This is a genomic window from Jatrophihabitans sp., from assembly GCA_036389035.1.
In the GTDB taxonomy this organism is placed as follows: Bacteria; Actinomycetota; Actinomycetes; order Mycobacteriales; family Jatrophihabitantaceae; genus Jatrophihabitans_A.
In genome coordinates, this window is sequence record DASVQQ010000018.1 from 77,148 (window position 1) to 103,092 (window position 25,945).

General features: G+C 69.8%; 19 protein-coding genes and 1 tRNA gene. 10 read left to right on the forward strand and 10 right to left on the reverse strand.

Annotated elements, in window-relative coordinates; genetic code table 11:
* Complete coding sequence (locus VF557_12585) at positions 1 to 1,767, forward strand: ABC-F family ATP-binding cassette domain-containing protein (protein ID HEX8081041.1); 1,767 nt, start codon at positions 1 to 3, stop codon at positions 1,765 to 1,767.
* Between the two features lie 17 nt (positions 1,768 to 1,784).
* On the opposite strand, the gene VF557_12590 is transcribed toward VF557_12585, so the two are convergent.
* Positions 1,785 to 2,423, reverse strand: a complete 639-nt coding sequence (locus tag VF557_12590) for a TetR/AcrR family transcriptional regulator (GenBank protein ID HEX8081042.1) — start codon at positions 2,421 to 2,423, stop codon at positions 1,785 to 1,787.
* 72 nt (positions 2,424 to 2,495) lie between these two features.
* Here VF557_12590 and kynU point away from each other — a divergent pair, with 72 nt between their 5' ends.
* Positions 2,496 to 3,851, forward strand: coding sequence for a kynureninase (gene kynU / locus VF557_12595; protein HEX8081043.1), 1,356 nt, complete (start codon positions 2,496 to 2,498; stop codon positions 3,849 to 3,851).
* A 7-nt stretch (positions 3,852 to 3,858) separates the two neighbouring features.
* Here kynU and VF557_12600 read toward each other — a convergent pair whose 3' ends face one another.
* On the reverse strand, positions 3,859 to 4,929 hold the full coding sequence (locus tag VF557_12600) for a fatty acid desaturase (protein ID HEX8081044.1): 1,071 nt from the start codon (positions 4,927 to 4,929) through the stop codon (positions 3,859 to 3,861).
* A gap of 211 nt (positions 4,930 to 5,140) precedes the next feature.
* On the opposite strand from VF557_12600, the gene VF557_12605 reads away from it, so the two are divergent.
* The 3 genes from VF557_12605 to VF557_12615 all read left to right on the forward strand — a co-directional run bounded on the left by VF557_12605 (position 5,141) and on the right by VF557_12615 (position 8,029).
* Positions 5,141 to 5,213, forward strand: a tRNA-Gln gene (locus tag VF557_12605).
* Positions 5,214 to 5,306: 93 nt separating this feature from the next.
* Positions 5,307 to 6,887, forward strand: a complete 1,581-nt coding sequence (gene glmU / locus VF557_12610) for a bifunctional UDP-N-acetylglucosamine diphosphorylase/glucosamine-1-phosphate N-acetyltransferase GlmU (protein HEX8081045.1) — start codon at positions 5,307 to 5,309, stop codon at positions 6,885 to 6,887.
* Complete coding sequence (locus tag VF557_12615; protein ID HEX8081046.1) at positions 6,884 to 8,029, forward strand: ribose-phosphate diphosphokinase; 1,146 nt, start codon at positions 6,884 to 6,886, stop codon at positions 8,027 to 8,029. Before glmU ends, VF557_12615 begins: the two co-directional genes overlap by 4 nt.
* Before the next feature lie 27 nt (positions 8,030 to 8,056).
* Here VF557_12615 and rsmA read toward each other — a convergent pair whose 3' ends face one another.
* The 8 genes from rsmA to rsmI form a co-directional block, all read right to left on the reverse strand.
* A complete protein-coding gene (gene rsmA / locus VF557_12620) occupies positions 8,057 to 8,902 on the reverse strand; it encodes a 16S rRNA (adenine(1518)-N(6)/adenine(1519)-N(6))-dimethyltransferase RsmA (protein HEX8081047.1) in 846 nt (281 codons plus the stop codon).
* 401 nt (positions 8,903 to 9,303) lie between these two features.
* Complete coding sequence (locus tag VF557_12625) at positions 9,304 to 9,753, reverse strand: ASCH domain-containing protein (protein ID HEX8081048.1); 450 nt, start codon at positions 9,751 to 9,753, stop codon at positions 9,304 to 9,306.
* Positions 9,754 to 9,772: 19 nt separating this feature from the next.
* Complete coding sequence (locus VF557_12630) at positions 9,773 to 11,845, reverse strand: GNAT family N-acetyltransferase (GenBank protein HEX8081049.1); 2,073 nt, start codon at positions 11,843 to 11,845, stop codon at positions 9,773 to 9,775.
* 316 nt (positions 11,846 to 12,161) lie between these two features.
* A complete protein-coding gene (locus VF557_12635; GenBank protein ID HEX8081050.1) occupies positions 12,162 to 13,331 on the reverse strand; it encodes a ubiquitin-like domain-containing protein in 1,170 nt (389 codons plus the stop codon).
* A 132-nt stretch (positions 13,332 to 13,463) separates the two neighbouring features.
* Positions 13,464 to 14,651 (reverse strand): transglycosylase family protein, encoded by a 1,188-nt coding sequence (locus VF557_12640; protein ID HEX8081051.1) that lies wholly within the window; start codon positions 14,649 to 14,651, stop codon positions 13,464 to 13,466.
* 123 nt (positions 14,652 to 14,774) lie between these two features.
* Positions 14,775 to 15,608, reverse strand: a complete 834-nt coding sequence (locus VF557_12645; GenBank protein ID HEX8081052.1) for a TatD family hydrolase — start codon at positions 15,606 to 15,608, stop codon at positions 14,775 to 14,777.
* Positions 15,605 to 17,425 carry a methionine--tRNA ligase gene (gene metG / locus VF557_12650; protein HEX8081053.1) on the reverse strand — a complete coding sequence of 607 codons (1,821 nt, stop codon included), beginning with the start codon at positions 17,423 to 17,425 and terminating at the stop codon, positions 15,605 to 15,607. The genes VF557_12645 and metG overlap by 4 nt, the downstream gene beginning before the upstream one ends.
* A 106-nt stretch (positions 17,426 to 17,531) precedes the next feature.
* Positions 17,532 to 18,404, reverse strand: a complete 873-nt coding sequence (gene rsmI / locus VF557_12655; protein HEX8081054.1) for a 16S rRNA (cytidine(1402)-2'-O)-methyltransferase — start codon at positions 18,402 to 18,404, stop codon at positions 17,532 to 17,534.
* A gap of 38 nt (positions 18,405 to 18,442) precedes the next feature.
* Between rsmI and VF557_12660 the strand changes: the two genes are divergently transcribed.
* The 5 genes from VF557_12660 to VF557_12680 all read left to right on the forward strand — a co-directional run bounded on the left by VF557_12660 (position 18,443) and on the right by VF557_12680 (position 25,828).
* Positions 18,443 to 20,140, forward strand: a complete 1,698-nt coding sequence (locus tag VF557_12660) for a phospholipid carrier-dependent glycosyltransferase (GenBank protein ID HEX8081055.1) — start codon at positions 18,443 to 18,445, stop codon at positions 20,138 to 20,140.
* Positions 20,141 to 20,196: 56 nt separating this feature from the next.
* Complete coding sequence (locus tag VF557_12665) at positions 20,197 to 20,709, forward strand: general stress protein (protein HEX8081056.1); 513 nt, start codon at positions 20,197 to 20,199, stop codon at positions 20,707 to 20,709.
* A 330-nt stretch (positions 20,710 to 21,039) separates the two neighbouring features.
* On the forward strand, positions 21,040 to 22,389 hold the full coding sequence (locus VF557_12670; GenBank protein ID HEX8081057.1) for a hypothetical protein: 1,350 nt from the start codon (positions 21,040 to 21,042) through the stop codon (positions 22,387 to 22,389).
* Between the two features lie 44 nt (positions 22,390 to 22,433).
* On the forward strand, positions 22,434 to 24,209 hold the full coding sequence (locus VF557_12675; protein ID HEX8081058.1) for a GTPase: 1,776 nt from the start codon (positions 22,434 to 22,436) through the stop codon (positions 24,207 to 24,209).
* On the forward strand, positions 24,206 to 25,828 hold the full coding sequence (locus VF557_12680) for a GTPase (GenBank protein ID HEX8081059.1): 1,623 nt from the start codon (positions 24,206 to 24,208) through the stop codon (positions 25,826 to 25,828). Before VF557_12675 ends, VF557_12680 begins: the two co-directional genes overlap by 4 nt.
* Positions 25,829 to 25,945: the final 117 nt, after the last annotated feature.

Below are 25,945 nucleotides of genomic sequence, written 5' to 3' on the forward strand. Positions count from 1 at the left end.
ATGGCGAACCTGGTCAACCTGGAGAACGTCTCCAAGGGTTACGGCACCACCTCGGTGCTCGAGGCGGTGTCCCTCGGCGTCGGTGACCGCGACCGGATCGGCGTGGTCGGGCGCAACGGCGGCGGCAAGTCCACCCTGCTTCGGATGATCACCGGCGCCGAGCCACCGGACTCCGGCCGCTCCACCGCTACCGGCGGGCTGCGGATCGCCGCCGTCGACCAGGCCGGTCACCTGAACTCCGGCTCCACCGTGCGGGACCTGGTGGTGGGCGACGCCGCCGAGCACGTCTGGGCCGGTGACGCCGCCATCCGCGAGGTGCTCAGCGGCCTGGGACTGGCAGCGCTGGGCCTGGACACCCTGGTGGACCGGATGTCCGGTGGCGAGCGCCGCCGGGTGTCGCTGGCCGCCGCGCTGGTCACCGACGCCGACCTGCTGGTGCTGGACGAGCCGACCAACCACCTCGACATCGAAGGGGTCACCTGGCTGGCCGAGCACCTCAACCGGCGCCGCGGCGCGCTGCTGGCCGTCACCCACGACCGCTGGTTCCTCGACGCGGTCTGCACCCGCACCTGGGAGGTGACCGACGGCTCGGTCCGCAGCTTCGACGGCGGGTACGCCGCCTACGTGCTGGCCCGGGCCGAGCGCGACCGGCAGGCCAGCGCCAGCGAGGCCCGGCGGCAGAACCTGCTGCGCAAGGAGCTGGCCTGGTTGCGCCGGGGCCCGCCGGCCCGCACCTCCAAGCCCAAGTTCCGGATCGAGGCCGCCGAGGCCCTGATCGCCGACGTCCCGCCGGTGCGCAGCGCCGTCGAGTTGCGGGCGCTGTCGGCCAAGCGACTGGGCCGCACCGTCTATGACGTCGAGGACGTGACGCTCTCGGTCGGCAGCGGCGACACCGCCCGGACGCTGTTCTCCCACGCCACCTGGCATGTCGGCCCCGGTGACCGGATCGGGATCATCGGCGTCAACGGCTCGGGCAAGACCCACCTGCTGCGGCTGCTGGCCGGCGAGCTGGCTCCCGAGGCCGGCAAGGTGGTGATCGGCCAGACCGTCCGGGTCGGTTACCTGTCCCAGAACGTCACCGAGCTGCCGTCGCAGTTGCGGGTGATCGAGGCGGTGACCGAGGTGCGCGGCACCGCGGTGCTCGACGGCGTCGAGCAGTCGGCCAGCCAGCTGGCCGAGCGGTTCGGCTTCGCCAACGAGCGGCAGTGGACGCCGGTGAGCGACCTGTCCGGCGGCGAGCGGCGCCGGCTGCAACTGCTGCGGCTGCTGCTCACCCAGCCCAACGTGCTGCTGCTGGACGAGCCGACCAACGACCTGGACACCGACACCCTCGCCGAGCTGGAGGACCTGCTGGACTCCTGGGCCGGCACCCTGGTGGTCGTCAGCCACGACCGGTACCTGATCGAGCGGGTCTGCGATTCGACAGTGGCGCTGCTGGGCGACGGCTCGATCGCGGCGCTGCCGGGCGGGATCGATGAGTACCTGCGACGCCGCGCGGCCGACCTGCGGGCCGCCGAGCCGACCAGCCAGCCGGCTTCTCCCAAGCCGGCGCGCAAGTCCGACCCGCGGGCGACCCGCAAGGAGCTGTCCCGGCTGGAGCGCGAGATCTCCAAGCTGGACCGCCGGGAGGCCGAGCTGCACCAGGCGCTGGCCGAGCACGCCACCGACTACACCCGGATCAGCGCGCTCGACGCCGAGCTGCGCGAGGTGCTGGAGTCCAAGGAGGCCGCCGAGCACAGCTGGCTGGAGCTTTCGGAGGAGCTGTAGCGCCTGACCGGACGGGCTCAGGACTCCAGCGACAGCTTCGGCTTGGCCTCCAGGCCCCGCAGGCCGTTCCAGCCCAGGTTCACCAGGTGCGCGGCCACCTCTTCGCGCTTGGGCTTGCGCACCTCGAGCCACCACTGCCCGGTCAGGGCCACCATGCCCACCAGCATCTGGGCGTACATGCCGGCCAGCTTCGGGTTGAGCTTCCGGGCGTCGAACTCGCGGACCAGGATGTACTCCACCTGGCTGGCGATGTCGTTCAGCAGCGAGGAGAAGGTCCCGGTGCTGGTGGCCACCGGGGAGTCCCGGACCAGGATCCGGAAGCCGTCGGTCTGCTCCTCGATGTAGGTCAGCAGCGCCAGGGCGGCCTGCTCGACCAGCGCCCGGGGGTTGGTGCCGGTCAGGGCCGAGGTGACCGCTTCCATCAGGTTGCGCATCTCGCGGTCCACCACCACCGCGTACAGGCCTTCCTTGCCCCCGAAGTGCTCGTAGACCACCGGCTTGCTGACCCCGGCCCGGGTCGCGATCTCTTCGATCGAGGTGACTTCGAAGCCCTTCTCGGCGAACAGCGCCCGCCCGACGTCCAGCAGTTGCTCGCGCCGTTCCTTACCGGTCATCCGAACCCGGGGCCTGCTCTGGCTGTCGGTCACCGTGCCCATTCTTGCGTATCCTCCCCGGACGCCGCGCCACGGCGGTTTTCGCGCACACCGGCGACTTGCCATCATTGACCCATGACCGACTCGCCGACCACCACCGCACCGGACGCCGCTCTGACCGTCGCACCGGATGCCGACCAGCACTCGACGGGCCGGCTGGCGAGCCTGCCTGAGCCCGGCGCCGCCGCTGAGGACCCGCTGCTGGCAGCGGCCCGGCTGGCCGACGCCGGTGACGAGCTGGCCCACCTGCGCGAGAGGTTCGAGCTCCCGGACGGCACGGTCTACCTGGACGGCAACTCCCTCGGCCCGCTGCCGCGGGTGGTGCTGCCCGCGGTCACCGAACTGGTGCGCCGGCAATGGGGCCAGGACCTGATCACGTCCTGGAACATCCACGACTGGTGGGGCCTGCCCGGGCGGGTCGGCAACCAGCTCGCCGGTTTTATCGGCGCCGGCGAGGGCCAGGTGATGTGCGGCGACTCGACCTCGGTGCAGCTGTTCCAGGCGATCACCGCGGCCTGCCGGCTGCGACCGGACCGGTCGACGCTGCTGACCGACGGGGTGAACTTTCCCAGCGACCAGTACCTGGCCGACTCGGTGGGCCGGCTGCTGGGCCTGCGGGTGGTCCGGCTGCACCCGTCCGAGCTGAAGGCCTACCTCGACGAACACGGCGAGCAGGTGGCGGCGGTGTCGTTCTCACTGGTCGACTACCGCACCGGCGAGCTGTTCGACGCCGCCGAGCTGACCCGGACGGCGCAGGCGGCCGGCGCGGTGATGGTCTGGGACCTCTGCCACGCCATCGGCGCGCTGCCGGTCGCGCTGGACGAGATCGGGGCGGACCTGGCGGTCGGCTGCACCTACAAGTACCTCAACGGCGGGCCGGGCTCCCCCGCCTTCATCTACATCGCCCACCGCCATCAGCGCCACGTTCAGCTGCCGTTGACCGGCTGGAACGGGCACCGCGAGCCGTTCGGCCTCAACGGCAGTTACGTTCCCGCCGACTCGATCGAGCAGGCCCGGATCGGCACCCCGGCGCTGCTGTCGATGGTGGCGCTGCAGGCCGCGCTGTCCGCCTTCGACGGGGTGGGCATCGAGCGGTTGCGCGCCAAGTCCCTGGCGCTGACCCAGCAGGTGATCGACTTCGCCGACCAGCGGCTGGCCGGTTTCGGGGTCGAGGTGGTCACCCCGCGCCGGCCGGAGCTGCGCGGCTCGCAGGTCTCGCTGCGGATGCCCGATGCCTACCAGGTCTGCCAGGCGCTGATCGAGCGCGGTGTCATCGGTGACTTCCGGGCGCCCGACCTGCTGCGGCTGGGTTTCACCCCGATGTACCTCAGCTTCACCGAGGTGCACCGGGGAATGGCCACGCTGGCCGAGATCATGGCCGACGGCAGCTACCGCGAGCCCCGGTTCGCCCGGCGGGCGGCGGTCACCTGAGCCTGGCTCAGGCGGCGGCCCGCTCCTCGGTGCGCTCGGCCGCCCGGCGCGCGGCCAGCTTGTCGAACCGGTCCCGGCGCGGCCAGCGGACCTCGCTCGCCCAGCCGAACTTCTCCAGCAGCCAGATCGTCCGGGCCGAAATGTCGAGCTGGCCGCGGTCGACGCCGTGCCGGGCGCAGGTCGGGTCGGCGTGGTGGCTGTTGTGCCAGGACTCGCCCATGCTCAGGATCGCCAGCGGCCAGAAGTTCGCCGACCGGTCCCGCGAGGCGTAGGGCCGCTCGCCGATCAGGTGGCAGACCGAGTTGATCGACCAGGTCACGTGGTGCAGCAGGCACAGTCGCACCAGCGAGGCCCAGAAGAACGTGCTCAGCGCGCCGGTCCACGACCAGCTGATCAGCCCGCCCAGCACCGCCGGGGCCAGCAGCGTGAAGGCCACCCAGAGCGGGAACTGCTTGTCGATCCGGACCAGGTCCGGATCGGCCTGCAGGTCGGGGGCGTACTTGGCCTGGTTGGTGCGCTCGGAGTCGAACATCCAGCCGAGGTGGGCGTACCAGAAGCCCTTGACGAGCCCGCGGGCCGACGCTCCGAAGCGCCACGGCGAGTGCGGGTCGCCTTCGCGGTCGGAGAACGCGTGGTGCCGACGGTGGTCGGCGACCCAGCGGATCACCGGGCCCTCGATGGCCAGCGAGCCGGCGATCGCGAGCGCGATTTTGAGGCCCCGGTTGGCCTTGAACGCGCCGTGGGTGAAGTAGCGGTGGAATCCCACCGTGATGCCCAACGCGGAGACCACGTAGAAGACCAGCGCGATGCTCAGCTCCATCCAGCCGATTCCCCAGCCCCAGGCCAGCGGGACGGCGGCCAGCACCGCCAGGAACGGCACCACCACGAACACGTAGAGCAGCACCTGCTCCGATAGGCCCTTGCGTCCGGAGATCATCGGCTTGGCGCCCGGCTGGCCGTCCTGCAAGCCGTGGCCGTCCCGCAAAGGCTGGCCGTCCTGCAGATTGCGTCCGTCCTGCAGGTTGTGCGGGCGGTGGCTCGGCGGGGTGGCGCCCGGCGTGTCCTCGAGCATGGTCATAAGCTGGCTCCCTGATGGGTGAGCGGGATATATGGTGAGCCGGCGCGGTGGTTTCGGCGCGGCTATATGTGTCGTTCTCAGCAGGCCCGGTTCCAGCCTGGCTACTCCAGCGTAACCTACGGTACCGTAGGTTTGTCGAGACCGCACTGTGAAAGCCAGCGCGTAAGCTGTCTGGCGTCGAGTGCTCGCCGCTGGGCGGCAGGGCACGCAGTGGGAGATGGGGTAATCGGCAGCCCGCCGGCCTTTGGAGCCGTGCAGTCTGGGTTCGAATCCCAGTCTCCCAGCAATAGCTCGGTATTCGCCGCCGGTCGCCGGTGTTGGGATGAGCGCTGCTGTCGCGGCCGGAACACCGGCCGAGTTCGGCTAGGCTCCGGCTCGTGACCGCCCTCGACGCCTCGATCGCGCGCCCGCCGCTCACAATCATCGTCCTGGCCGCGGGCGAGGGCAGCCGGATGAAGTCGCCCGCGCTGCCCAAGGTGTTGCACTCCTTCGCCGGCCGCACGCTGCTCGGCCACGCGCTGGCGGCGACGGCGGGCCTGGCTGCCGAGCGCACCGCGGTGGTGATCGGGCACCGCCGAGACGAGGTCGCCGCCGAGCTGGCCAAGATCGCCCCGGCCGCCGTGCCGGTGGTGCAGGAGCAGCAGAACGGCACCGGGCACGCCGTCCGGGTGGCGCTGGAGCAACTGGCCGCCGACCGGCCGGTCACCGGCGCCGTGCTGGTGCTGCCCGGCGACGCGCCGCTGCTGTCGGCGAGCACCCTGGCCGGCCTGCTGGACTCCCATAACGTCAGCGGCGCCGCCGCGACCCTGCTGACCAGCGAGCTGGCCGACCCGACCGGGTACGGCCGGGTGATCCGGACCGGCGACCCGGCCAGGCCGAACTCGGTGCTACGGGTGGTCGAGCAGAAGGACGCCGACCCCGACGAGCTGGCCGTGACCGAGGTGTCGGCCGGGGTGTACGCCTTCGACGCCGACCCGCTGCACCAGGCGATCGGCCGGCTCAGCACCGACAACGCCCAGGGTGAGGAGTACCTGCCCGAGGTGGTCAGCATCTTCGTCGCCGAGGGCCGGGAGGTGCGCGCCCTGACCGCGCCCGCCGACGAGACCGCCGGCGTCAACGACCGGCTCCAGCTGGCGGCCGCGCACCGCGGCTACAACCAGCGGCTGCTGGAGCGGCACATGCGCGACGGCGTCCGGGTGATCGACCCGGCGACCTGCTGGGTGGACGCCGAGGTCAGCCTGGCGCCCGACGTGACCCTGAAGCCGAACGTCCAGCTGCACGGCGCGACCCGGGTCGAGGCCGGCGCGGTGATCGGCCCGGACTGCACCCTGACCGACACGGTGGTCGGCGCCGGCAGCGTGTTGAACCGGACGGTCGCCAACCAGGCCAGCGTCGGCGCCGGCGTCACGATCGGCCCGTTCGCCTACCTGCGGCCCGGCACCGAACTCGCCGATCAAGTGCACATCGGCACCTACGTCGAGATCAAGGCCTCGGACATCGGAGTCGGGAGCAAGGTGCCGCACCTGAGCTACGTCGGGGACGCCAGCATCGGCGAGCACTCCAACATCGGCGCCGCCACCGTGTTCGTCAACTACGACGGCGTGCACAAGCACCGCTCGAAGATCGGCGACCACGCCCGGACCGGCGCGGACAACATGTTCGTGGCACCGGTCAGCGTCGGCGACGGCGCCTACACCGCGGCCGGATCGGTCATCACCTCCGACGTCCCGCCCGGAGCCCTGGGGGTGGGTCGGACGCCGCAGCGCAACGTGAAAGGCTGGGTGTTGCGGCGCCGGGCCGGCACCGCCTCGGCAGCCGCCGCCCAAGCGGCCGCCACCACCACCGGTCCGGCGGACACCGGCACACCGGCACAGGACGGCACACCAGCACCGGACCAGGACAGCCCGAGCCGCACGACTGGGGAGCAGCAAGGCATGAGTGGGAGCAGCAGGGCATGATTGAGCAGGACATCAGCCAGCAGGGCACGAGTGAGCAGAGCACGAACGGGCACGGCATGAGCGGGCAGGGCGCGAGTGACCAGCAGGGCGCGGGTGGCCAGCATGGCGCGCGTGAGCACCAGGGCGCGCGTGAGCACCAGGGCGCGGGTGAGCACCAGAGCGCGCGCAACCTGCAGGTAGCCAACCGCAAGAGCATGACGCTGTTCTCCGGTCGGGCGTTTCCTGAGCTGGCCGACGAGATCGCCGGCCACATCGGCATGCGGATCACCCCGATGACCGCCCGGGACTTCGCCAACGGCGAGATCTTCGTGCGGCCGGAGGAGTCGGTTCGCGGCTCGGACGCGTTCGTGATCCAGTCCCACACCACCCCGATCAACCACTGGGTGATGGAGACCCTGATCCTGGTCGACGCCCTCAAGCGCGCGTCGGCCAAGCGGATCACCGTGGTGGCGCCGTTCTACCCCTACTCCCGGCAGGACAAGAAGCACCGCGGCCGCGAGCCGATCTCGGCGCGGCTGATCGCCGACCTGCTCAAGACCGCCGGCGCCGACCGGATCATGTCGATCGACCTGCACACCGCCCAGATCCAGGGCTTCTTCGACGGCCCGGTGGACCACCTGTTCGCGCTGCCGTTGCTGGCCAAGTACGTGGCCGACACCTACTCCGGTGAGAACCTGACCGTGGTCTCCCCCGACACCGGCCGGGTGCGTGCCGCCGAGCAGTGGGCCGACCGGATCGGCGGGGCCCCGATCGCGTTCATCCACAAGACCCGCGATCCCAACGTGGCCAACACCGTCGTGGCCAACCGGGTCGTCGGCGACGTGGTCGGACGTCTGTGCATCCTGGCCGACGACATGATCGACACCGGCAGCAGCGTGGTGAAGGCGGCTGACCTGCTCTACGAGGCGGGCGCCTCCGACGTCATCATCGCCGCCACCCACGGAATCTTCTCCGAGCCGGCCGCCGACCGGCTCAAGAACAGCCGGGTCCGCGAGGTGATCATCACCAACACGCTGCCGCTGCGGCCCGAGCAGCGCTTCGACAAGCTGACCGTCATCTCGATCGCCCCGATGATCGCCCGCGCCATCAAGGAAGTCTTCTCCGACGGCTCGGTCACCAGCCTGTTCGACGGCCGCAGCTAGGCCGGCCGTAATTCAGCCGGCCGGGATTCAGCCCGGCCGGGCTTCGGCGATCCGGGCGAAGGCCGCCACCGGCAGGGTCTCCCCGCGAGCCGTCGGATCGACCCCGGCCTTGATCAGCGCCGCCTCGGCGGCCGCCGATGAGCCGGCCCAGCCGGCCAGTGCCGAGCGCAGCATCTTGCGGCGCTGCGCGAAGGCCGCGTCGATCACCGCGAACACCTCTGCCCGGCTGGCGTTGCCCGGCGGCGGCGCGCCCCGGCTGAACCGGACCAGTCCGGACTCGACGTTGGGGACCGGCCAGAACACCGAGCGCGGCACCACGCCGACCCGGACCGCCGGGCCGTACCAGGCCAGCTTGGCGCTCGGCACGCCGTACACCTTGGACCCCGGGGCGGCGGCCAGCCGGTCGGCGACCTCGAGCTGCACCAGCACCAGGCCGTGCCTGATCGTGGGCAGCGCCGCCAGCAGGTTGAGCAGCACCGGCACCGAGACGTTGTAGGGCAGGTTGGCCACCAGCGCCGTCGGCTGCGGATCCGCCAGCGCCGTGACGCTCAACGCGTCGGCCTGCACGACCCGCAACCGGCCGGCCAGCTCGGGAGCGTAGTGGCTCACGGTGGCGGGCAGCTCGGCCGCCAACCGCGGGTCGATCTCCACGGCGGTCAGCTGGCTGCTGGCGGCCAGCAGCTCCAGGCTCAGCGATCCCAGCCCGGGGCCGACCTCCAGCACGACCTCGTCCGGCTCGAGCTCGGCGGCCCGGACGATCCGGCGGATGGTGTTGGGGTCGTGGACAAAGTTCTGGCCGAGCGTCTTGGTGGGACGTATCCCAAGACGCCCGGCCAGTTCTCGGATCTGGGCCGGCCCCAGTAGCTCGGTCATCTGAGCGGCGCGGTTCGCGGCAAGCGCCCTGCTCCATTCGACTTGCTTGAAGCGGTCAAGCTACTTGCTTCTGCCGGTGCTTGGTGTTGTGGGTGGCCTACTTCCCCCTGGGGGCGGGCGTAAGCCAGCGACAGAGCCCGACATCGGGACCTTGCCACCTATCTTTGCCAACGGGTCACGCTTGATCGGCGGCTGGGTTTCGCGTCGATTCGATCCCGTCATCGGTACCTACCCCTCGTGTCCGAATCCGCAAGGCCCATGGTCGGCGAGCTCAGTCTATTCGCTGTCACCCTCGAGCGGGTCCTGGTGCGCCTTGCAGAAACTCCACCACGTGCGGGCACTCCCGCCGCCGAGTCGGCGCGACCTACGGTTGAGTCCGGGGCCCGTCGTCGCAATGGCCGTCACGCCGGTAGGGCAAGCAGCCCATGCAGCACAGCGGACGCAGGATGGCGACCAAATAGCTGAGCAAGCCGGGCATGATCGAGAAAGTGCCACGTCTGCGGAGGCTGGAACCGGCCCGACAGTCTCAACTCGCTGAGAGACACCGCTGATGCCAACGGCTTGACCGCGCCCAGGTGCAGCGCGACAGCAAATGAAACGCCGTCGTAGTACGCGTCGAATTCTTCACGGCGGATTGCAGCTGCAGCGCCGACCTTGGCCCACAGCGCCCCCGGCGACCCAACTTCCACCTGGACGATCCGGCAGGTCGCGACGACTGCCGCTCGCGGCGATGTCGCATAGATGGCGACCGGCTGGCCCGGCTCGACCGCTGGACGGGTGCGGCGCAACTCCACCGTCTTCACGCCATCTAAGATCCGCTGAACGTGTTGAGGGTGTATCGACAGCATCATCAGACGCTCGTCAACTGAGTCAGCTGGCACCGCGGACCTCCCTCATGATGGCCACATACAGCTCATTTCTGAGCCGCGAGGTCGACCGTAGCTGAAGGGTCTGACCGTTCGCTGCTGCGAGTTCTCGGAAGGCATCCAGGCCCAACGGTCGTTCGAACAGTTCGGTGTTCAGAACACGCAACGCTTTGGCGATACCTCGCTTACCAGCCACCGTTGCCACGTCGGAATACTGATAAACGCCCAACCGACGGAACCGGCGAAACAAGTCCTTTGGCGTACCCGACGTCGCCTCAGCCAACTCACTACATCCGATGACCTCACCGTGGTGCCGACCACTGAGATACCACAACACCCTCGCCGGTACGACAGGCGTTGCCGACCCCCCGTGGTAGTACACGTGCTCCACACTTATACCGAGTTCGTTGTCCCGCTCGAACAACTGCCTCGGGTAGCCGAATAATGCAGACGCGTATGGAGCCTTTATCGGGACCAGCCAGGTATCCATGGGGGCATCAGTGAGACGTAGCGGGCGCACATGACGCTCCAACGCAGCTGTAACCACGGAGTCGTTGCTATCTGGCAACTTGAAACTCTCTACTAGACCGGCCCTCTCCTCAGGCGAAAGGACAGACGCTGCGCGAGCAATGCGGGCCCCGACGTCCGCCCGGGTGCATACGGCATTGACAGTGAGAGCGATGAAGTTTTCCCCGATGCGACGGAAACCGTCCCGCAGCAACCCTTCTACCAGCAACGGGTGTGGATGCGGGTCGCTGACTTTGACCACTTCGACGCCGGCCTCGACTGCCATCGGTCGCAGCAACGAGGCGATTTGAGCGGCGAGACTGGTCTGGACAGCAGACGGACGCATCCGCAACATGGTTACGAACAGGACGCCATCGCCGGGGAGCGTTCCCAACAGCGCGATCGGTTGTCCTGCGGGATCAGTGAGAACGCGCCGATGCGACCGGGGGCGGGTAGACGCCAGAAGCTTCAGCCGCTCATCGTAAGCCTTCCGACGTTCACCGCCCCCTGAGGCGAGGAAGACACCGACGGCAGGGTCGTCCGCAGCCGCCTCGCGCACCATGTAGCCCGTGTCGAGCAACGCTGAAGGCCAGTAAGTCGGGGCGGACTCTAGCTCGTCGATCAAGGTAACCAGCGTCTGAGGGCTGACCATGGTCATGCCGACCGCACGCGCCGCCTCACCCCACCGCTTGGTAGCCGGACCGTCGCGCGTGACGAATACCGAGACCCCTGCCGCGTGCGCGTACGCCAGATGGTTCAAGTCGCTGCGATCTCGTGGGGATATTGGATGAAAGCCTGCCGAGGAGGCTAGCTCAAGACGCGCTCGCGACATTGAATCCGCATGCACCGCCAGAGCCGGATAGTTCGTCAACATCGCTAGCAGCCGCTGCCGTCGTGCTTGGTCGGGTTGACGTCCGAATTCCACGGCCATCTCTGGCGTCACCAACACTTCTATGCGGCTGTCCAGAACATCGCGGAACACATGGTTGGTGATGCGGGCGCCTGGGCTGGTGTCCTCACCGCTCAAGTCCAGGAGGACGTTGGCGTCGACGGCGACCGATGTCACCGAATCCGGTGCCCCTTGCCATGACATGAGATTGACATGGCCATGATCGCGCCACCAGTCAGTCAGTGGCAATCCCGCCAGGCTTCGTCCTGGCCTGTCTCCAAGCGGATAAAAGTCCAGTCGAGGCCACATGTGGTGGGCCGGGTAATCATTGCGGCATCGCACCGCGATACCGCGACGTTCAGGAAATAGTCCGGAAACCATCTCCACTAGTTGGCGGGCGACGCCACGGTTACGGGCCGACGGTGAAACGACTAGCTGAACCACGACGACGTCGTTACGGCGCAACCGGTACAACACGTAGCCAAGCAGAGCCCCATCGGCCGACACTGCCGCAATGAGTCGGCCCTCACCCGCAGCGTCGGCCCATGCCTGAGGGGTAAGCCATCCCAGATTGCGTTTGACCGACTCCGCTAATTCGAAGCAGGAGTCGAACAATGCGCTGCCCGGAAGTGGGCAGGTCAACGGATGGGTAGATGCCTCAGCCCTCCGCAACTTCACCACCCGTTCATACCGGCAATAAACCTGTTGATACCTCAACGCCGCGCGCCATGTAACCGTGAGTCAGTGTGGTGTCGTTTCGGTCCCCGCTGGACTGGATGCCTAGCAGGTTGTGGATCATGGGTTGGGCCGCGGTGCTGGGCGTCATGGCATACGAACCATAAGCGGTGCGGCCGACAAGTCAGGCCGCGTGAACGCAGTTGTGGACAACCGGCTGCTAACGGAACGCGCAGAGCAGGAAAAGACGCCGATGCCCGGGTGCGCAAGCACCGGGCATCGGCTCGAATTACTCAGCGCGGCTGAACTCCGCCGCGGGCGGTCAGTACCAGTTGGTGGCCTGCGAGTGCGCCCAGGCGCTGCACGGGGTGCCGTACACCTCGGCGATGTAGCCCAGGCCCCAGCTGATCTGGGTGCTGGCGTTGGTGCGCCAGTCAGCGCCGGCCGAGGCCATCTTGCTGCCCGGCAGAGCCTGCGGGATGCCGTAGGCGCCGGACGGGTTGGCCGCCGTGGTGCGCCAGCCGCTCTCCTTGTTCCACAGGCTGACCAGGCACGAGAACTGGTCGCTGCCCCAGCCGCGGGCCGACACCATGCCGGCCGCGATCTGCTGGGCGCTGCCCGAGGACACCGGCGCGCTGACCGGGGCCGGGGGCGGAGTGGGCCGCTTGGTGCCCACCGCGATCCGCCGGCTCACCGTCGAACGCACCATGTGGTCGTCATAGACCACCCGGCCGGCGAGCTTTCCGTCGACGTAGCGCAGCTGGTAGGTCACCTGCTTGAGGCCGTTGCGGCCGGCGGTCACCACCGCGTTGGCGCCTACCGCGCGGTTCGGATCGTCCTGCCGGACGGTGCCGTAGGGCACGGCCTGCCGGGTGACGCTGTACTTGTAGGACACCCGGGTGATCTTGACGACCTGCTTGTCACGCACCGGGCTGGTCACCTTGGCCGAGATCCGGTCGTGCGGCGCCAGCCGCAGCTTGGCCTGGTCCAGCGCCTGGCGCAGGGTCGGGCCGAAGCTCGAGACCCGCACCGACTTGCCGTCGACCTTGAAGGTGACCAGCTTGGGTGAGGTGATCGAGAGCCGGGTGGCGGTGCTGCTGTCCAGGCGGGTGGAGCGCGACACCGACACCAGATTCTGGGTGCCGTAGCCGAGCTGGCGCAGCGCCTCGTCCACCGAGTCGGCGTTCACCCAGACCTGGCGGGCCTTGCCGTTGACCGTCAGGTGCAGCAGGTCACCCCGGCGGACCACGATGGCGGCGCCGTCGTCGACCTTGGCGTCCAGCTCCGGCGCGACCAGGTCGTGCTCGCCGACCGAGATGTCAGCGTCGGCCAGCACCCCCCGGACGTCGGCGGCCGAAGTCTGCACCTGGCGGTCCTGGCCGTCGATGCGCAGGTTGACGGTGTTGTCACTGGCAGTGGCCCAACTGGCGGTGCCGCCGAGCAGGCCGGCCAGCACCAGGCCGTACAGGCCGAACTTGACATTGCGATGCAAAACGAAAACTCCTAAGAAGATTGCCGGCAGCACGCAACGCACTGCAGGCATGGAAAAGCCAGGCTGTGCCGGTCAGGGCCATCCGGGCGCACGGCTGCCTGAAAAGCGGCTAGCCGAGGGAAAGGGGACTAGTTAGAGAAGCCTTCCGCAGGTGGGCCAGGGGCTGGCACCGCGGGCGTTGTACAGGTTGGTCGCGACCGCGATCTGCTGCTCCCGGGTGGCCAGGTCAGCTCGCGGGGCGTAGGCGCCACCGCCGTTGGACAACCAGGTGCCCGAGTCGAACTGCAGGCCGCCGTAGTAACCGTTGCCGGTGTTGATGGACCAGTTGCCACCGGACTCGCAGGCCGCCATGGCGTCCCAGTTGAGCCCGTTGTTGGACGACGGCGGGGGCGGCGGCGCGGGGGTGCGCGGAGCCGGCTGGTTGGTCACCGGAGGAGCCGGAGGAGCCGGCGGGGGTGGTGGCGGCGGGGGCGGCTTCTGCCGGGTGCCGATCTCGGTGATGTGAGCGACCGGCGCCTTGACGACCTTGGCGCCCAGCAGCACGCGGCTGGACAGCTTGCCGTCGAGGTAGACCAGCCGGTAGCTGACCCGCTTCACACCCCGCTGGCCGGTGCTGACGACGCGGTTCTCACCGACGTAGCTGTTGGGGTCAGACACCGTGCGCCGGTCGAAGCCCACCGGCACCGAGACGACCTTGGATCCGTAGCGGACCCGCTGCACCTTGATCACCTGGTTGTTCCGGACCTCGCTGGCCCGCGGCGCGGACAGCCGGTCGGCCGGGCCCAGGAACACCATCGCGCTGCGCAGGGCGTCGTTGACGGTCTTGGCCGCGCTGGTCACCGTCACGGTCCGGCGGTCGACCTTGATCACGATGCGCTTGGGTGAGGCGATCGACAGCTTGGTGGCAGCGCCCCGGCCGAGGGTGTCCAGCCGCATCGAGCGCGACACCGAGACCAGCGCGTCTGAGTTGTAGCCGAGCTGGCTGAGGGCCTCGTCGATCGAGGTGGCGTTCACCCAGACATCGCGTGCCTTGCCGTCCACCGTCAGGTGCAGCAGGTGGCCCCGGCGCACGACGATGGTGGCGCCGTCGCCGATCGAAGAAGTGAGGTCGGGAGCCACTATGTCGTGGCTGTCGACCGAGACGCCGGCCTTGGCCAGGACGTCGGAGACATTTTTCGCTGTGGTGGAAACCTGCTGGTATTGGCCGTCGATCTTCAGGTCGACGGTCTTGCTGCTCGGCACGGCTGCCCAGGTGGCAGTGCCACCCAAAAGCCCCGCTACCGTCAGCCCGTACAGGCCGTACTTCACGCTGCGACGCAAGAAAACCCCTTGATCGTGTGTGGCCGACTGTGGCCTGTCGCGTTCTGCTCGGTCACAGCACCGTAACGGGCCGAAAGCGCTATGGCCAAACTTGATCTTGCGGTTTGAAGGCCGAATCAGGCATTACCACCCGAAAACGCGCGCACCGGTGGCGGATATTGTGGCGCACACCACTGATTCGGGCACATTTTTCTGCTCGGATAAACTGCGCACAACGTGCGGAATAAGGTATGGCGCGTTCGGCCGACCGCGGTAGGGGTGCGGGGTCAGAAAGGGAGCGTCGGTCTCCACCAGCAGCTGTTCCAGCGGGGTGACCGAGGCCGCTTCGCGCAGTTCCGGCGCGTTGGTGAACGTCAGGACGCCGGAGAAGGACAGCAGGTAGCCGGCCGCCACGCACTCCCGCGCCATCTCGGCGTCGCCGGAGAAGGCGTGAAAGATGACCCCGGCCGGTGGCGCGCCCTCTTCGCGCAGGATCCGCAGGACGTCGGCGTGCGCCTGCCGGTCATGGATCACCAACGGCTTGCCGACCTGCTTGGACAGCTCGATGTGCCGGCGGAAATGCCGCTGCTGCTCGGCCGGCTCGGTGCGGTCCCAGTAGTAGTCCAGGCCGGTCTCGCCGACCGCCACCACCTTCGGGTGGCGCAGCAGCTCGGCCAGCGCGCCGTAGTGCGCCTCGGTCAGGCCGCCCACCTCGGTCGGATGGACGGCCAGCGCGGCGTAGACGTCAGGGTGCGCGGTGGACTCCAGCGCCGAAGCCCACTCACCGACCTCGCAGCCGACGTTCACCACCCGGGTGACGCCGACCGCCGCGGCCTCGGCCAGCACAGCCGCGGTGAACTCGGGGCCCGCCGGCTCGCCGCGGCGCGAGCGCCCGGACCGGGCCGACATCGCGTCGAGGTGGCAGTGCGAGTCGAAGACCGTGCCGGCCAGCGGCGGCGGAGCCGGTGGCGCGGTCATGACTCGGCGAGCCGGGCCAGCTCCTCGTCCACCACCGAGGGGTCGAGCTTGGTGATGATCGGGGTCGGCGCCGCCAGCGGCCGACCCACCGCGATCGGCTGGGACACCCAGCGGGCCTGGGTCTGGTAGTCCCCGGTCAGCACCCAGTAGGACGGCGAGCCGGCCGCGGTGGGCTCGTCGACCTCCACCAGGTCGGGCATCGCCGCCCAGCTGCCGGTTCCGCCGAGGGCCTGGTGCACCTTCTGCGACGAGGTCGGCAGGAACGGCGTGATCAGCGTCTTGACGTCGTCGACCACCTGCAGGGTGGTGTGCAGCACCGAGGCCATCCGCTCGGGATTCTCGTTCTTCAGCTTCCACGGCGCGGTGTCGGACAGGTACTTGTTCGCCTCGCCGACCAGCTTCATCACCTCGCCCAGCGCGGCCTTCTGCCGGTTCTTCTCGATCAGCGCCCCGACCGTGGCGAAGGCGGCCGAGGACGAGGTGAGCAGGGTCCGGTCGGCGTCGGTCAGCTGGCCGGCGGCCGGGATCGCGCCGAGGTTCTTGGCGGTCATCGAGATCGTCCGGTTGACCAGGTTGCCCCAGCCGGCCACCAGCTCGTCGTTGTTGCGCCGGACGAACTCCGCCCAGGTGAAGTCGGTGTCCTGGTTCTCCGGGCCGGCGCTGGTCAGGTAGTAGCGCAGCGCGTCGGCGTCATAGCGGGAGAGCATGTCACCGACGTAGATGACGACGTTGCGCGAGGAGGAGAACTTCTTGCCCTCCATGGTGAGGAACTCCGAGGACACCACGTCGAAGGGCCGGTTCAGCGCCCCGAGCTGGCCCGGCTTGGCGCCGTTGGGCGCCCGGTCGCTGATTCCGGAGTAGCCGAACAGCATCGCCGGCCAGATCTCGGCGTGAAAGACGATGTTGTCCTTGCCCATGAAGTAGTAGGCCCGCGCGTTCTCCTCCTGCCACCAGGCCCGCCAGGCCTCGGGGTCACCGGAGCGGGCCGCCCACTCGATCGAGGCCGACAGGTAGCCGATGACCGCGTCGAACCAGACGTAGATCCGCTTGTCACCGCGGTCGCGCCAGCCTTCCAGCGGCACCGGGATGCCCCAGTCCAGGTCGCGGGTGATGGCTCGCGGCTTGAGATCGTCGAGCAGGTTCAGCGCGAACTTCTGCACGTTGGGCCGCCAGTGCGACTGGCCGCGCAGCCATTGCGAGATGACGTCGGCGAAGGCCGGCAGGTCGAGGAAGAACTGCTCGGTGTCGACGAACTTCGGCGTCTCGCCGTTGATCTTGGAACGGGGGTTGATCAGGTCCGCCGGGTCCAGCTGGTTGCCGCAGTTGTCGCACTGGTCACCGCGCGCGTTGGGGTACCCGCAGATCGGGCAGGTGCCCTCGATGTAGCGGTCGGGCAGCGTCCGGCCGGTGGACGGGCTGATCGCGCCGAGCTCGGTGCGGGCGAAGATGTAGCCGTTGTCGAGCAGGCCCAGGAACAGCGCCTGGGTCACCTCGTAGTGATTGGTCGTGGTGGTGCGGGTGAACAGGTCATAGGAAAGGCCCAGCTGCTGCAGGTCCTTGGCGATCACCAGGCTGTTGCGGTCGGCGAGCTCGCGCGGCGAGACGCCCTCACGCTCGGCCTGCACCTGGATCGGCGTGCCGTGCTCGTCGGTTCCCGACACCATCAGGACGTTGTTGCCGGCCATCCGGTGGTAGCGGCTGAAGACGTCGGACGGAACGCCGAAGCCGGCGACGTGGCCGATGTGCCGCGGGCCGTTGGCGTAGGGCCAGGCCACGGCGGTCAGGATGTTGACGGGCCCGCCGCGATGCTCGCTCACGTTGCTAATCGGTTCGCTCCTCGCTGCGCTGCTCGGTTCTCTCACCCTCCAGCCTAGTGAGAGGCCTCAATCCAGAAACGGGCCGCCGAGCGCGGCAGCCGCACAGTCAGCTCCCCCGTTTGGCCGAGACCACCGCGTCGAACACCAGCCGCTTGGCCACCCCGGCTGTCGCGGCCACCTCGGCGATCGCCTCCTTGCGGCTTTGACCGGCCTGCTCCCGGACGCTGACCAGCTCGGCGAGCTCGGCCGCCTCGGGCTGCGCGGAGGAGGCCGGCTCACCTGCGACCACCAGCGTGATCTCGCCCCGGACGTCACCGGCCGCCCAGTCGGCAAGCTCGGCCAGCGTGCCCCGGACCACCTGCTCGTAGGTCTTGGTCAGTTCCCGGCAGAGCGCGGCCGGGCGGCCAGGGCCCAGCGCCCCGGCCAGGTCGGCCAGTGACTCGGCGATCCGGTGCGGGGACTCGAAGAACACCATGGTGCGGCGTTCACCGGCCAGCTCGGCCAGCAACCGCCGCCGGCTGCCGGACTTGCGCGGCAGGAAGCCCTCGAAGCAGAACCGGTCGACCGGCAGCCCCGAGACCGCGATCGCGGTGGTGACGGCCGAGGGGCCGGGCAGCGCGGTCACCACCAGGCCGGCCTCGATCGCGGCCGCGACCAGCCGGTAGCCGGGGTCAGACACCGACGGCATGCCGGCGTCGGTCACCACCAGGACGTCCTGGCCGTCCTGCAGGGCGCTGATCAACTGCGGGACCCGGGCCTGCTCGTTGCCCTCGAAGAAGGACAGCACCCGGCCCGAGACGCTGACCCCGAGGTCACTCGCCAGCCGGTGCAGCCGCCTGGTGTCCTCGGCCGCGATCACCGGCGCGGTGGCCAACGCCCGGGCCAGCCCGGCCGAGGCGTCGGTGGCCCGGCCCAGCGGCGCGCCGGCCAGCACCAGCCGACCGGCCGGCTGCCGCTCTGCCGGCTGGCGGGCTGTCATCGTGGGTGTTCCATATCCGCAGACCCTACGATCACCGGGTGACCGCCGCGACGCTGCAAGCCAGCAGCACCAGTTCGGCGCCGGACCAGCCCCTCCGCCAGGCGCCGCCGGCGCTGCGGCAATGGCGGCCGCACTCAGCCGCCCAGAGCTGGCTGTGGACCCTGCTGGTCACCGCGGTCGCGGCCGGCACCCGGTTCTGGGCGCTCGGCTTCCCCGAGGGCAAGAGCTTCGACGAGGTGTACTACGCCATCGAGGCGCAGGAGATGCTGCGCTACGGCTACGAGGACAACCGCGGCTACATGTTCATCGTGCATCCGCCGCTGGGAAAGTGGCTGATCGCGGTGCCGTCCTGGATGTTCGGCGACGACGCGGTGGGATGGCGGGCCGCGCCGGCGCTGGCGGGGACCATCAGCGTCCTGATCCTGGTCCGGCTGGCCCAGCGGATGTTCCGCTCGGTGATCCTCGGGGTGCTGGCCGGTGGCCTGCTGGCCCTGGACGGCATCTCGCTGGTGATGTCGCGGGTGGCGCTGCTCGACATCTTCCTGCAGACCTTCGTGCTCGCCGGCTTCGCGGCCCTGGTGATCGACCGCGACCAGCTGCGGGCCAGGCTGGCCTCGCTCTACAGCGCCGGGGTCGACCTGAGCTACGGCGCGCCCCGGCTCGGCCCCCGGCCCTGGCGGCTGGCAGCCGGCCTGCTGTTCGGGCTGGCGCTGGCGGTGAAGTGGAGCGCGCTGTCCTATTGGCTGGCGTTCGCGCTGCTGTCGGTGCTGTGGGACCGGGGCGCGTTCAGGAGCGCCGGCGTCGAGCAGCCGTGGCTGGCGACGTTCAAGCGGTCGGTGCCAGCCGCCGCGGGCTCGCTGCTGGCCATGCCGGTCCTGGCCTACCTGCTGAGCTGGACGGGCTGGTTCGTCGGCGAGAACTCCTGGAACCGGCACTGGGGTGACACCCATCCGGGCACCGGGCTGTTCAGCCTGCTGCCCTCGAGCCTGCGCAGCCTGCTGAACTACCACCACCAGGCCTACGAATTCCACAGCCACCTCTTCGACCCGCACGCCTACAAGGCCAACCCGTGGTCCTGGCTGGTGCTGGGACGGCCGACCTCGTTCTACGCGCCGCCCAACGTGACCGGCTGCGGAGCTGAGAGCTGCACCCGGGAGATCCTGCTGATCGGCACCCCGCTGATGTACTGGGCCTTCGTGCCGGCGCTGATCTGGTGCCTGTGGCACTGGGCCACCACCCGGGACTGGCGGGCCGGCGCGGTCTGGCTGGCCTTTCTGGCCGGCTGGGGGGTCTGGCTGCAGAACACCCGGCGGACCGGCTTCCTGTTCTACATGACGCCGCTGATGCCGTTCCTGGTGCTCGGACTGACCTTCGCGGTCGGCGCGCTGCTGTCGCGGGCGGCCGAGGACGAGGTGGCCAGTGCTCGTCAGCCCGCTGAGCACGGGTATCAGGACCATCTCTCGGCCGGCGCGGATCGCGTCGGGGGCGGAGGCCGGGCCGGGGACGGGGGTCGGGCCGGGGACGGGGACGGCCGGGATGGGCCGCGCAGCGTCGGCCTGCGCGAGTGGATAGCCCTGCACGACATCCCGACCAGCCGGCTGATGCGCTCGGCCGCGGTGGCGCTGTGGCTGGGCGCGGTGGTGGCGAACTTCGTCTGGATGTGGCCGCTCTTCACCGGTGGCATGCTGACCAACCAGGACTGGCAGCTCAGGATGTGGCTGCCCGGCTGGATCTAGCGGCAGCCGGCACCCGGGTGCGGGCATCGCGGCCGGATCAGTGGCAGAGTTGAGTCATGGCTATGTCATCGAATGTCTCCGCGAGCGTCCCGCGGCCCGGGCTCGACCTTCAGTACCCGATGTCACTGGGCGTGTACGACAGCTACGAGCAGGCCCAGAAGGTCGTGGACTACCTGTCTGACAACGAGTTCGAAGTCCAGAACATGGCGATCGTGGGCACCGAGCTCAAGACGGTCGAGCGGGTCACCGGACGGATCACCCGGGCCAAGGTCGCCGCCGCCGGCGCCATGTCCGGGCTCTGGATGGGCCTGTTCGTCGGGCTGGCATTCTCGATCTTCGGCGACGGCAACGAGCTCGGCTTCCTGATCAGCACGCCCATCTTCGGGGCGATCTTCGGCCTGATCTGGAGCCAGATCGGCTTCACCGCGATCACCCGGGGCGGCACCCGGGACTTCTCATCGGTCAGCCAGGTGGTCGCGACGAAGTACGAGGTGCTGGTCGAGCACCGGTTCGCCGAGCGGGCCCGCGAGCTGTTGGCCAACATGCCCGGCGGGATGACTGCACGCTAACCGCTGAAGCCCGCCACGTCGTCGGCAGCGACGCGGTGGGGCCCTGCCTTGCCGCCGCGATCGACAGCCTCCGGTCGCCGCGCGGTGCTGAGTGGTCCGCCCCGAAGACCTCAGCCGTTCGGGAATTTGAGGGTGGGGAAATGGGTATTGCGGACTTATTTGCGAGGGCCTAATGTTTGGCTTCGTCATTAATTCCGCACTTGGGCAGGTTTAGCTGCCGCAACACCCCTTCAGCAGCAGCTGAGGCATTTCCTTTGCATGTCGGCGAATCCCCGCACGCGACATCCAGCCAGCAAACTCAGCGGGGCATTTCCGACTGAGGTGTGTTCTGTGCTGTCCCATGAAAGCCTTACCGCCGCTTATCTCGCCGCTCACAAGCAGTTCGGCTCGAGGGCCAGCGAGGTGGCCGACACCGTGCAGGAAAGCGTGCAGGCGACCAGCTTCGGCGCCCGGGCACTGAGCCGGCCGGTGTTCCTCGGTGCCGAGGAGTACCGCCGACTCAGCGATGACCTGAGCAATATCCATGACGCGGTCGTGGCCCTGCCCCATCGCCTGTTCGGCGGTGATCTGAGGAGATACGCACAGGCCGTGGGAATGCCCGAGGTCCAGATCTCGGCAGTCATGGCCAGCCACCGCGACACCCCGCCGCGACTGTCCCGAGCAGATCTGTGCATGGACGAGTCGGGTTTTAAGTTGATGGAACTGAATATGGGCAGCACGATCGCCGGATTCGACAACGGTTTCCTGAATGAGGGAATGCTGGGAGACCCCTTTGTCAAGCAATTCGTCACCGAGCACCGCCTGAGCTATATCGACACCGTCGCCGAGCTGGCTCACACCATTCGCACGGAGTGCAATGTGCCCGACGGCAGCCGGCCGATGATGGCCATTGTCGACTGGCCCGAGAGTTACCTGACGCTGGAACCCCAACTGCGCAAGAGCTCGGAACTGCTCGCCCGCCACGACCTCGACCCGCATCCGTGCCACATCGGCCAGTTGCGCTTCGCCGACGGCGGGGTGTGGCTGGGTGAGCGTCGCATCGACATCATCTACCGGCTGTTCACCATGACCGACCTGATGGAGGAGGCCGGCCCGGGGCTCATCTATCCGGTTCTGCAAGCCGTCGAACGGGGCGAGGTCGAGATCTTCGCGCCGATGGAGGTGTACCTCTACGGCAGCAAGGGCTCGCTGGTGATGCTGTCGGACGAGGCGAACCGGCACCTGCTCAGTGAGGCCCAGCGGATCAGCATCGACCGGATGCTGCCGTGGACCAGGATGGTGCGTCCCGGACCGGTGACCGTCGACGGCACGCAAGTCGACCTCGAGCGCTACGTGCTCGCCCATCAGCACGAGCTGGTCCTCAAACCGACCCTGCTCTACGGCGGCCAGGGAATCGTGCCGGGATGGCTCAGCACACCCGCTGAGTGGCAGGAGCAGATCTCGGCCGCGATGGACGGCCCGTTCCTGGTCCAGCGGCGGATCCGTCCGGTGGTCGAGTTGTTTCCGACCGATCAGGGGCTGGAGCCGTGGATGCTGGTGTGGGCGCCGTTCACCATGACCCGCGGCCCGGCCGGCATCTACATCCGCGCCCAGCGCGGCACCGAGGCCGGCGTCATCAACATCGCCATGGGGGCTACCGGCACCTGCTGCTTCGTCGCCTCCGACTCCTCGACGGGGTGACCGCCGGGCAGATCCGAACCTGCAGGTGACGCCACCGCGACCGCATGGCAGGGTTGGAACGTGACCCGACCCTGCCGCCTGCCGCCGCTGAGCACATGACGCAACTGCAGAAGAGCGCTCAATCGCCGCTGCTGGCTGCCCTGCGCGAGCTGCGCAGCGCCACCGCCGAGCTGCCGCTCAACCTGCAGACGCCCGGCGCGGCTGACGCCCGAGCGCTGCGCGACCAGCTGGTGGCCCAGCTGGAGGACTACCTGATCCCCCGGCTGGAACAGCAGGACGCTCCGATGCTGGTGGTCATCGGCGGCTCCACCGGCGCGGGCAAGTCGACGCTGGTCAACGCGCTGGTCGGCCACGAGGTCAGCCAGGCCGGCGTGCTTCGTCCGACCACCAGGTCTCCGGTCCTCGTCTTCCATCCCGACGACACGGGCTGGTTCACCGGCGACCGGATCCTGCCCGGACTGGCCCGCACGACCGGTCCGGAGGTGGCCGGTGATCAGCCCGGCCGGTCCTTGCGCCTGGTCGCCGCGCCGTCGCTGACCCCGGGACTGGCCCTGCTGGATGCCCCCGACATCGACTCCCTGGTCGAGACCAACCGCGAACTGGCGGTGCAACTGCTGGCCGCGGCCGACCTCTGGCTGTTCGTGACCACAGCGGCGCGCTATGCCGACGCCGTCCCCTGGGACCTGTTGCGGGTGGCGCGCGAACGGGCCACCGCCCTGGCCGTGGTGCTGGATCGGATGCCGTCTGAGGCGCTCGGCGAGGTGGACGCGCACCTGCGGCAACTGCTCGACCGCGAGGGACTTGGCGACGCGCCGTTGCTGGTGGTGCCCGAGGCGAGGTTGCAGAACGGCCGGCTGCCGGACTCGGCGGTGGCGCCGGTCCGCGACTGGATCGGTGCGCTGGCCGCCGACGCCTCCGCCCGGGCAGAGGTCATCCGGTCCACCATGACCGGCGCGGTCAACAGCCTGCAGCTGCGCGGGGCAGGGCTGGCCTCGGCGGTGGACGCCCAGGAGCAGGCGGCGCGGGAGCTGACCCAGGCCGTCGACGGCGCCTATGACCAGGCCCGGGCCACGGTGGGGCGCGAGGTGAGCGACGGCACGCTGCTGCGCGGCGAGGTGCTGGCCCGCTGGCAGGAGTTCGTCGGCACCGGAGAGCTGATGCGCACGCTGGAGTCCCGGATCGGCTGGGTGCGCGACCGGGTGGTCGCGGCGGTCACCGGCCGGCCGTCGGGCGCCGCTCCGGTGGAGGCGGCGTTGGAGATGAACCTGCAGGGCCTGCTGCGCGACGCCGCCGAGCGGGCTGCGGCCACCGCGGCCGCGGCCTGGTCGACCCGCAGTGACGGGCAGGCGTTGTTGACCCGCAGCACCACCAAGCTGGACCGGGCCGCCGCGGACATCGCCACCCGCGCGGAGGACGCGATCGGGACCTGGCAGGGCGAGGTGCTGGAGCTGGTCCGGGCCGAGGGCGGTGACCGGCGCCAGCTGGCCAAGCTGGCCTCCTACGGGGTGAACGGCGCCGGCTCGGTGCTGATCGTCGCCCTGTTCGCCAACACCGGCGGCCTGACCGGTGGTGAGATCGCCATCGCCGGCGGCACCGCGGCGGTGAGCCAGAAGGTGCTGGAGGCCATCTTCGGGGACCAGGCGGTCCGCTCGCTGGCCGTTCAGGCCCGCCAGGCGCTGCTGCGCCACGTCGACGAGCTGCTGGCCGCCGACGCCCGGCGATTCCACGAGCTGGTGGCCGACGCGGCGCCACCGGACGGGGCGACTGCCCGGTTCCGCGCCGCCGTGCACGCGGTCGAAGCTGCCCGAGCTGCCCGGTGAGCCGGCGGGCCCCTGACCTCGGTGTTCGTCTCGAGGCGCTGGGCCGAGCGGTGGAATTCGGCGAGCGCCGCTGCGACCCGACCCTGCTGGCGCCGGCCCGCGCGCTGCTGGGCCGGGCCGCGACCCGTCGCAGGCTCGCTCCCGAGCGCACCGTGGTAGCGCTGGCCGGCGGCACCGGCAGCGGCAAGTCGAGCCTGTTCAACGCCCTCGCCGGCGAGACGCTGGCGCCGACCGGTGTCCGGCGGCCCACCACCAGCCGGTCCCGTGCGGCGATCTGGCCGGCGGCCGGCGCCGGCGCCGATCAGGTCTCGGACCTGCTTGACTGGCTGGAGGTCCGGGACCGGCATTTCGTGACCGGGAAGGCCGTCAGCCAGGCCGGCTCGGGCCAGCCGGAGCTGGCGGGGCTGGTGCTGGTCGACCTGCCTGACTTCGACTCGACCGCTGCGGCGCATCGGCTGGAAGCCGAGCGGATGACCGGGGTCGTCGATCTGCTGGTCTGGGTGCTGGATCCCCAGAAGTACGCCGACGCCGCGGTCCACCAGCGTTACCTGCGCCCGCTCGCCGCGCACCGCGAGGTGATGATGGTGGTGCTGAACCAGGCCGACCGGCTCGACGACGACGCCCTGGACAGCTGCCGGCGGCACCTGGCTCGGCTGCTGTCCGACGACGGCCTGGACGGGGTGCCGGTGCTCACCGCCTCGGCGACCCGTGGCGACGGCCTGCCGCAGCTGCGGGGGGCGCTGGCCAAGCGGGTCGAGAGCAGCCAGGTCGCGCTGGCGCGGTTGCACGCCGACGCCGACGCCGCGGTCACCGCCCTCGAGCCACTCTGCGCCCAGAAATCGCGCGGAGGCGATCGTGACGCCGCGCGCAGCGAGGAGACCCTGGTCCGGGCGTTGGCCGTCGCTGCCGGCGCCGGCCCGGTGGCCGATGCCGCCGGGCGCTCCTACCAGATGCGGGCGAAGACCACGGTCGGCTGGCCGTTGACCCGGTGGGTCGGCCGGCTGCGGCCCGATCCGCTGCGACGGCTGCACCTGGACGCCAACTCCACCGGGGTCACCTCGCGGCCGGCCGCGACCGGGGCACAGCGCGCCCTGGTGTCCAACGCCTTGCGCGAGCTGGTCAACGACCGCACCCAGGGCCTGGCGCCCGACTGGCAGGCCTCGGCCACCGCGGTGATCGAGGTCCGGCAGAACGAGCTGCCCGGTGAGCTGGACCAGGCGGTGCGGTCCGCGCGGCTGTCGCACGCCGACCGGCCGTTCTGGTGGTCGGCGGTGCGCGCGGTGCAGTGGCTGTTCATGCTTGCCGCAGTCGCCGGCCTGGTGTGGCTGGCGGTGCTGGCCGGCTTCGCCTACCTGCAGCTGCCCGGCCCCAGCGTTCACATCGGGCGCGCGCCGGTGCCGACGGTGCTGCTGGTCGGCGGGCTGGCGCTGGGGTTGCTCACCTCGGTGCTGGTGCGCCCGTTCGTGCTCACCGGCGCGGCTCGCCGGCGTGCCCGCGCCCGCCGGTCTCTGGACTCAGGAGTGCGGGAGGTCGCCCGGCGCAGCGTGCTGGTTCCGCTGGCCGCCGAGCTCGAAGCCGCCACGGCGTTCTGCCAGGCGCTGACCGCCGCCCGCCGCTAACCCGCCTGGAAACGCATTACGCGGCCCGAATCCGCTCGCTGGGTCGGCCTCACCGCGGTTTCGGGCCGCGCAATGGCGTGCGCGAGTCCGAGAGCAAAGCAAACGGCGGTGTCCGGG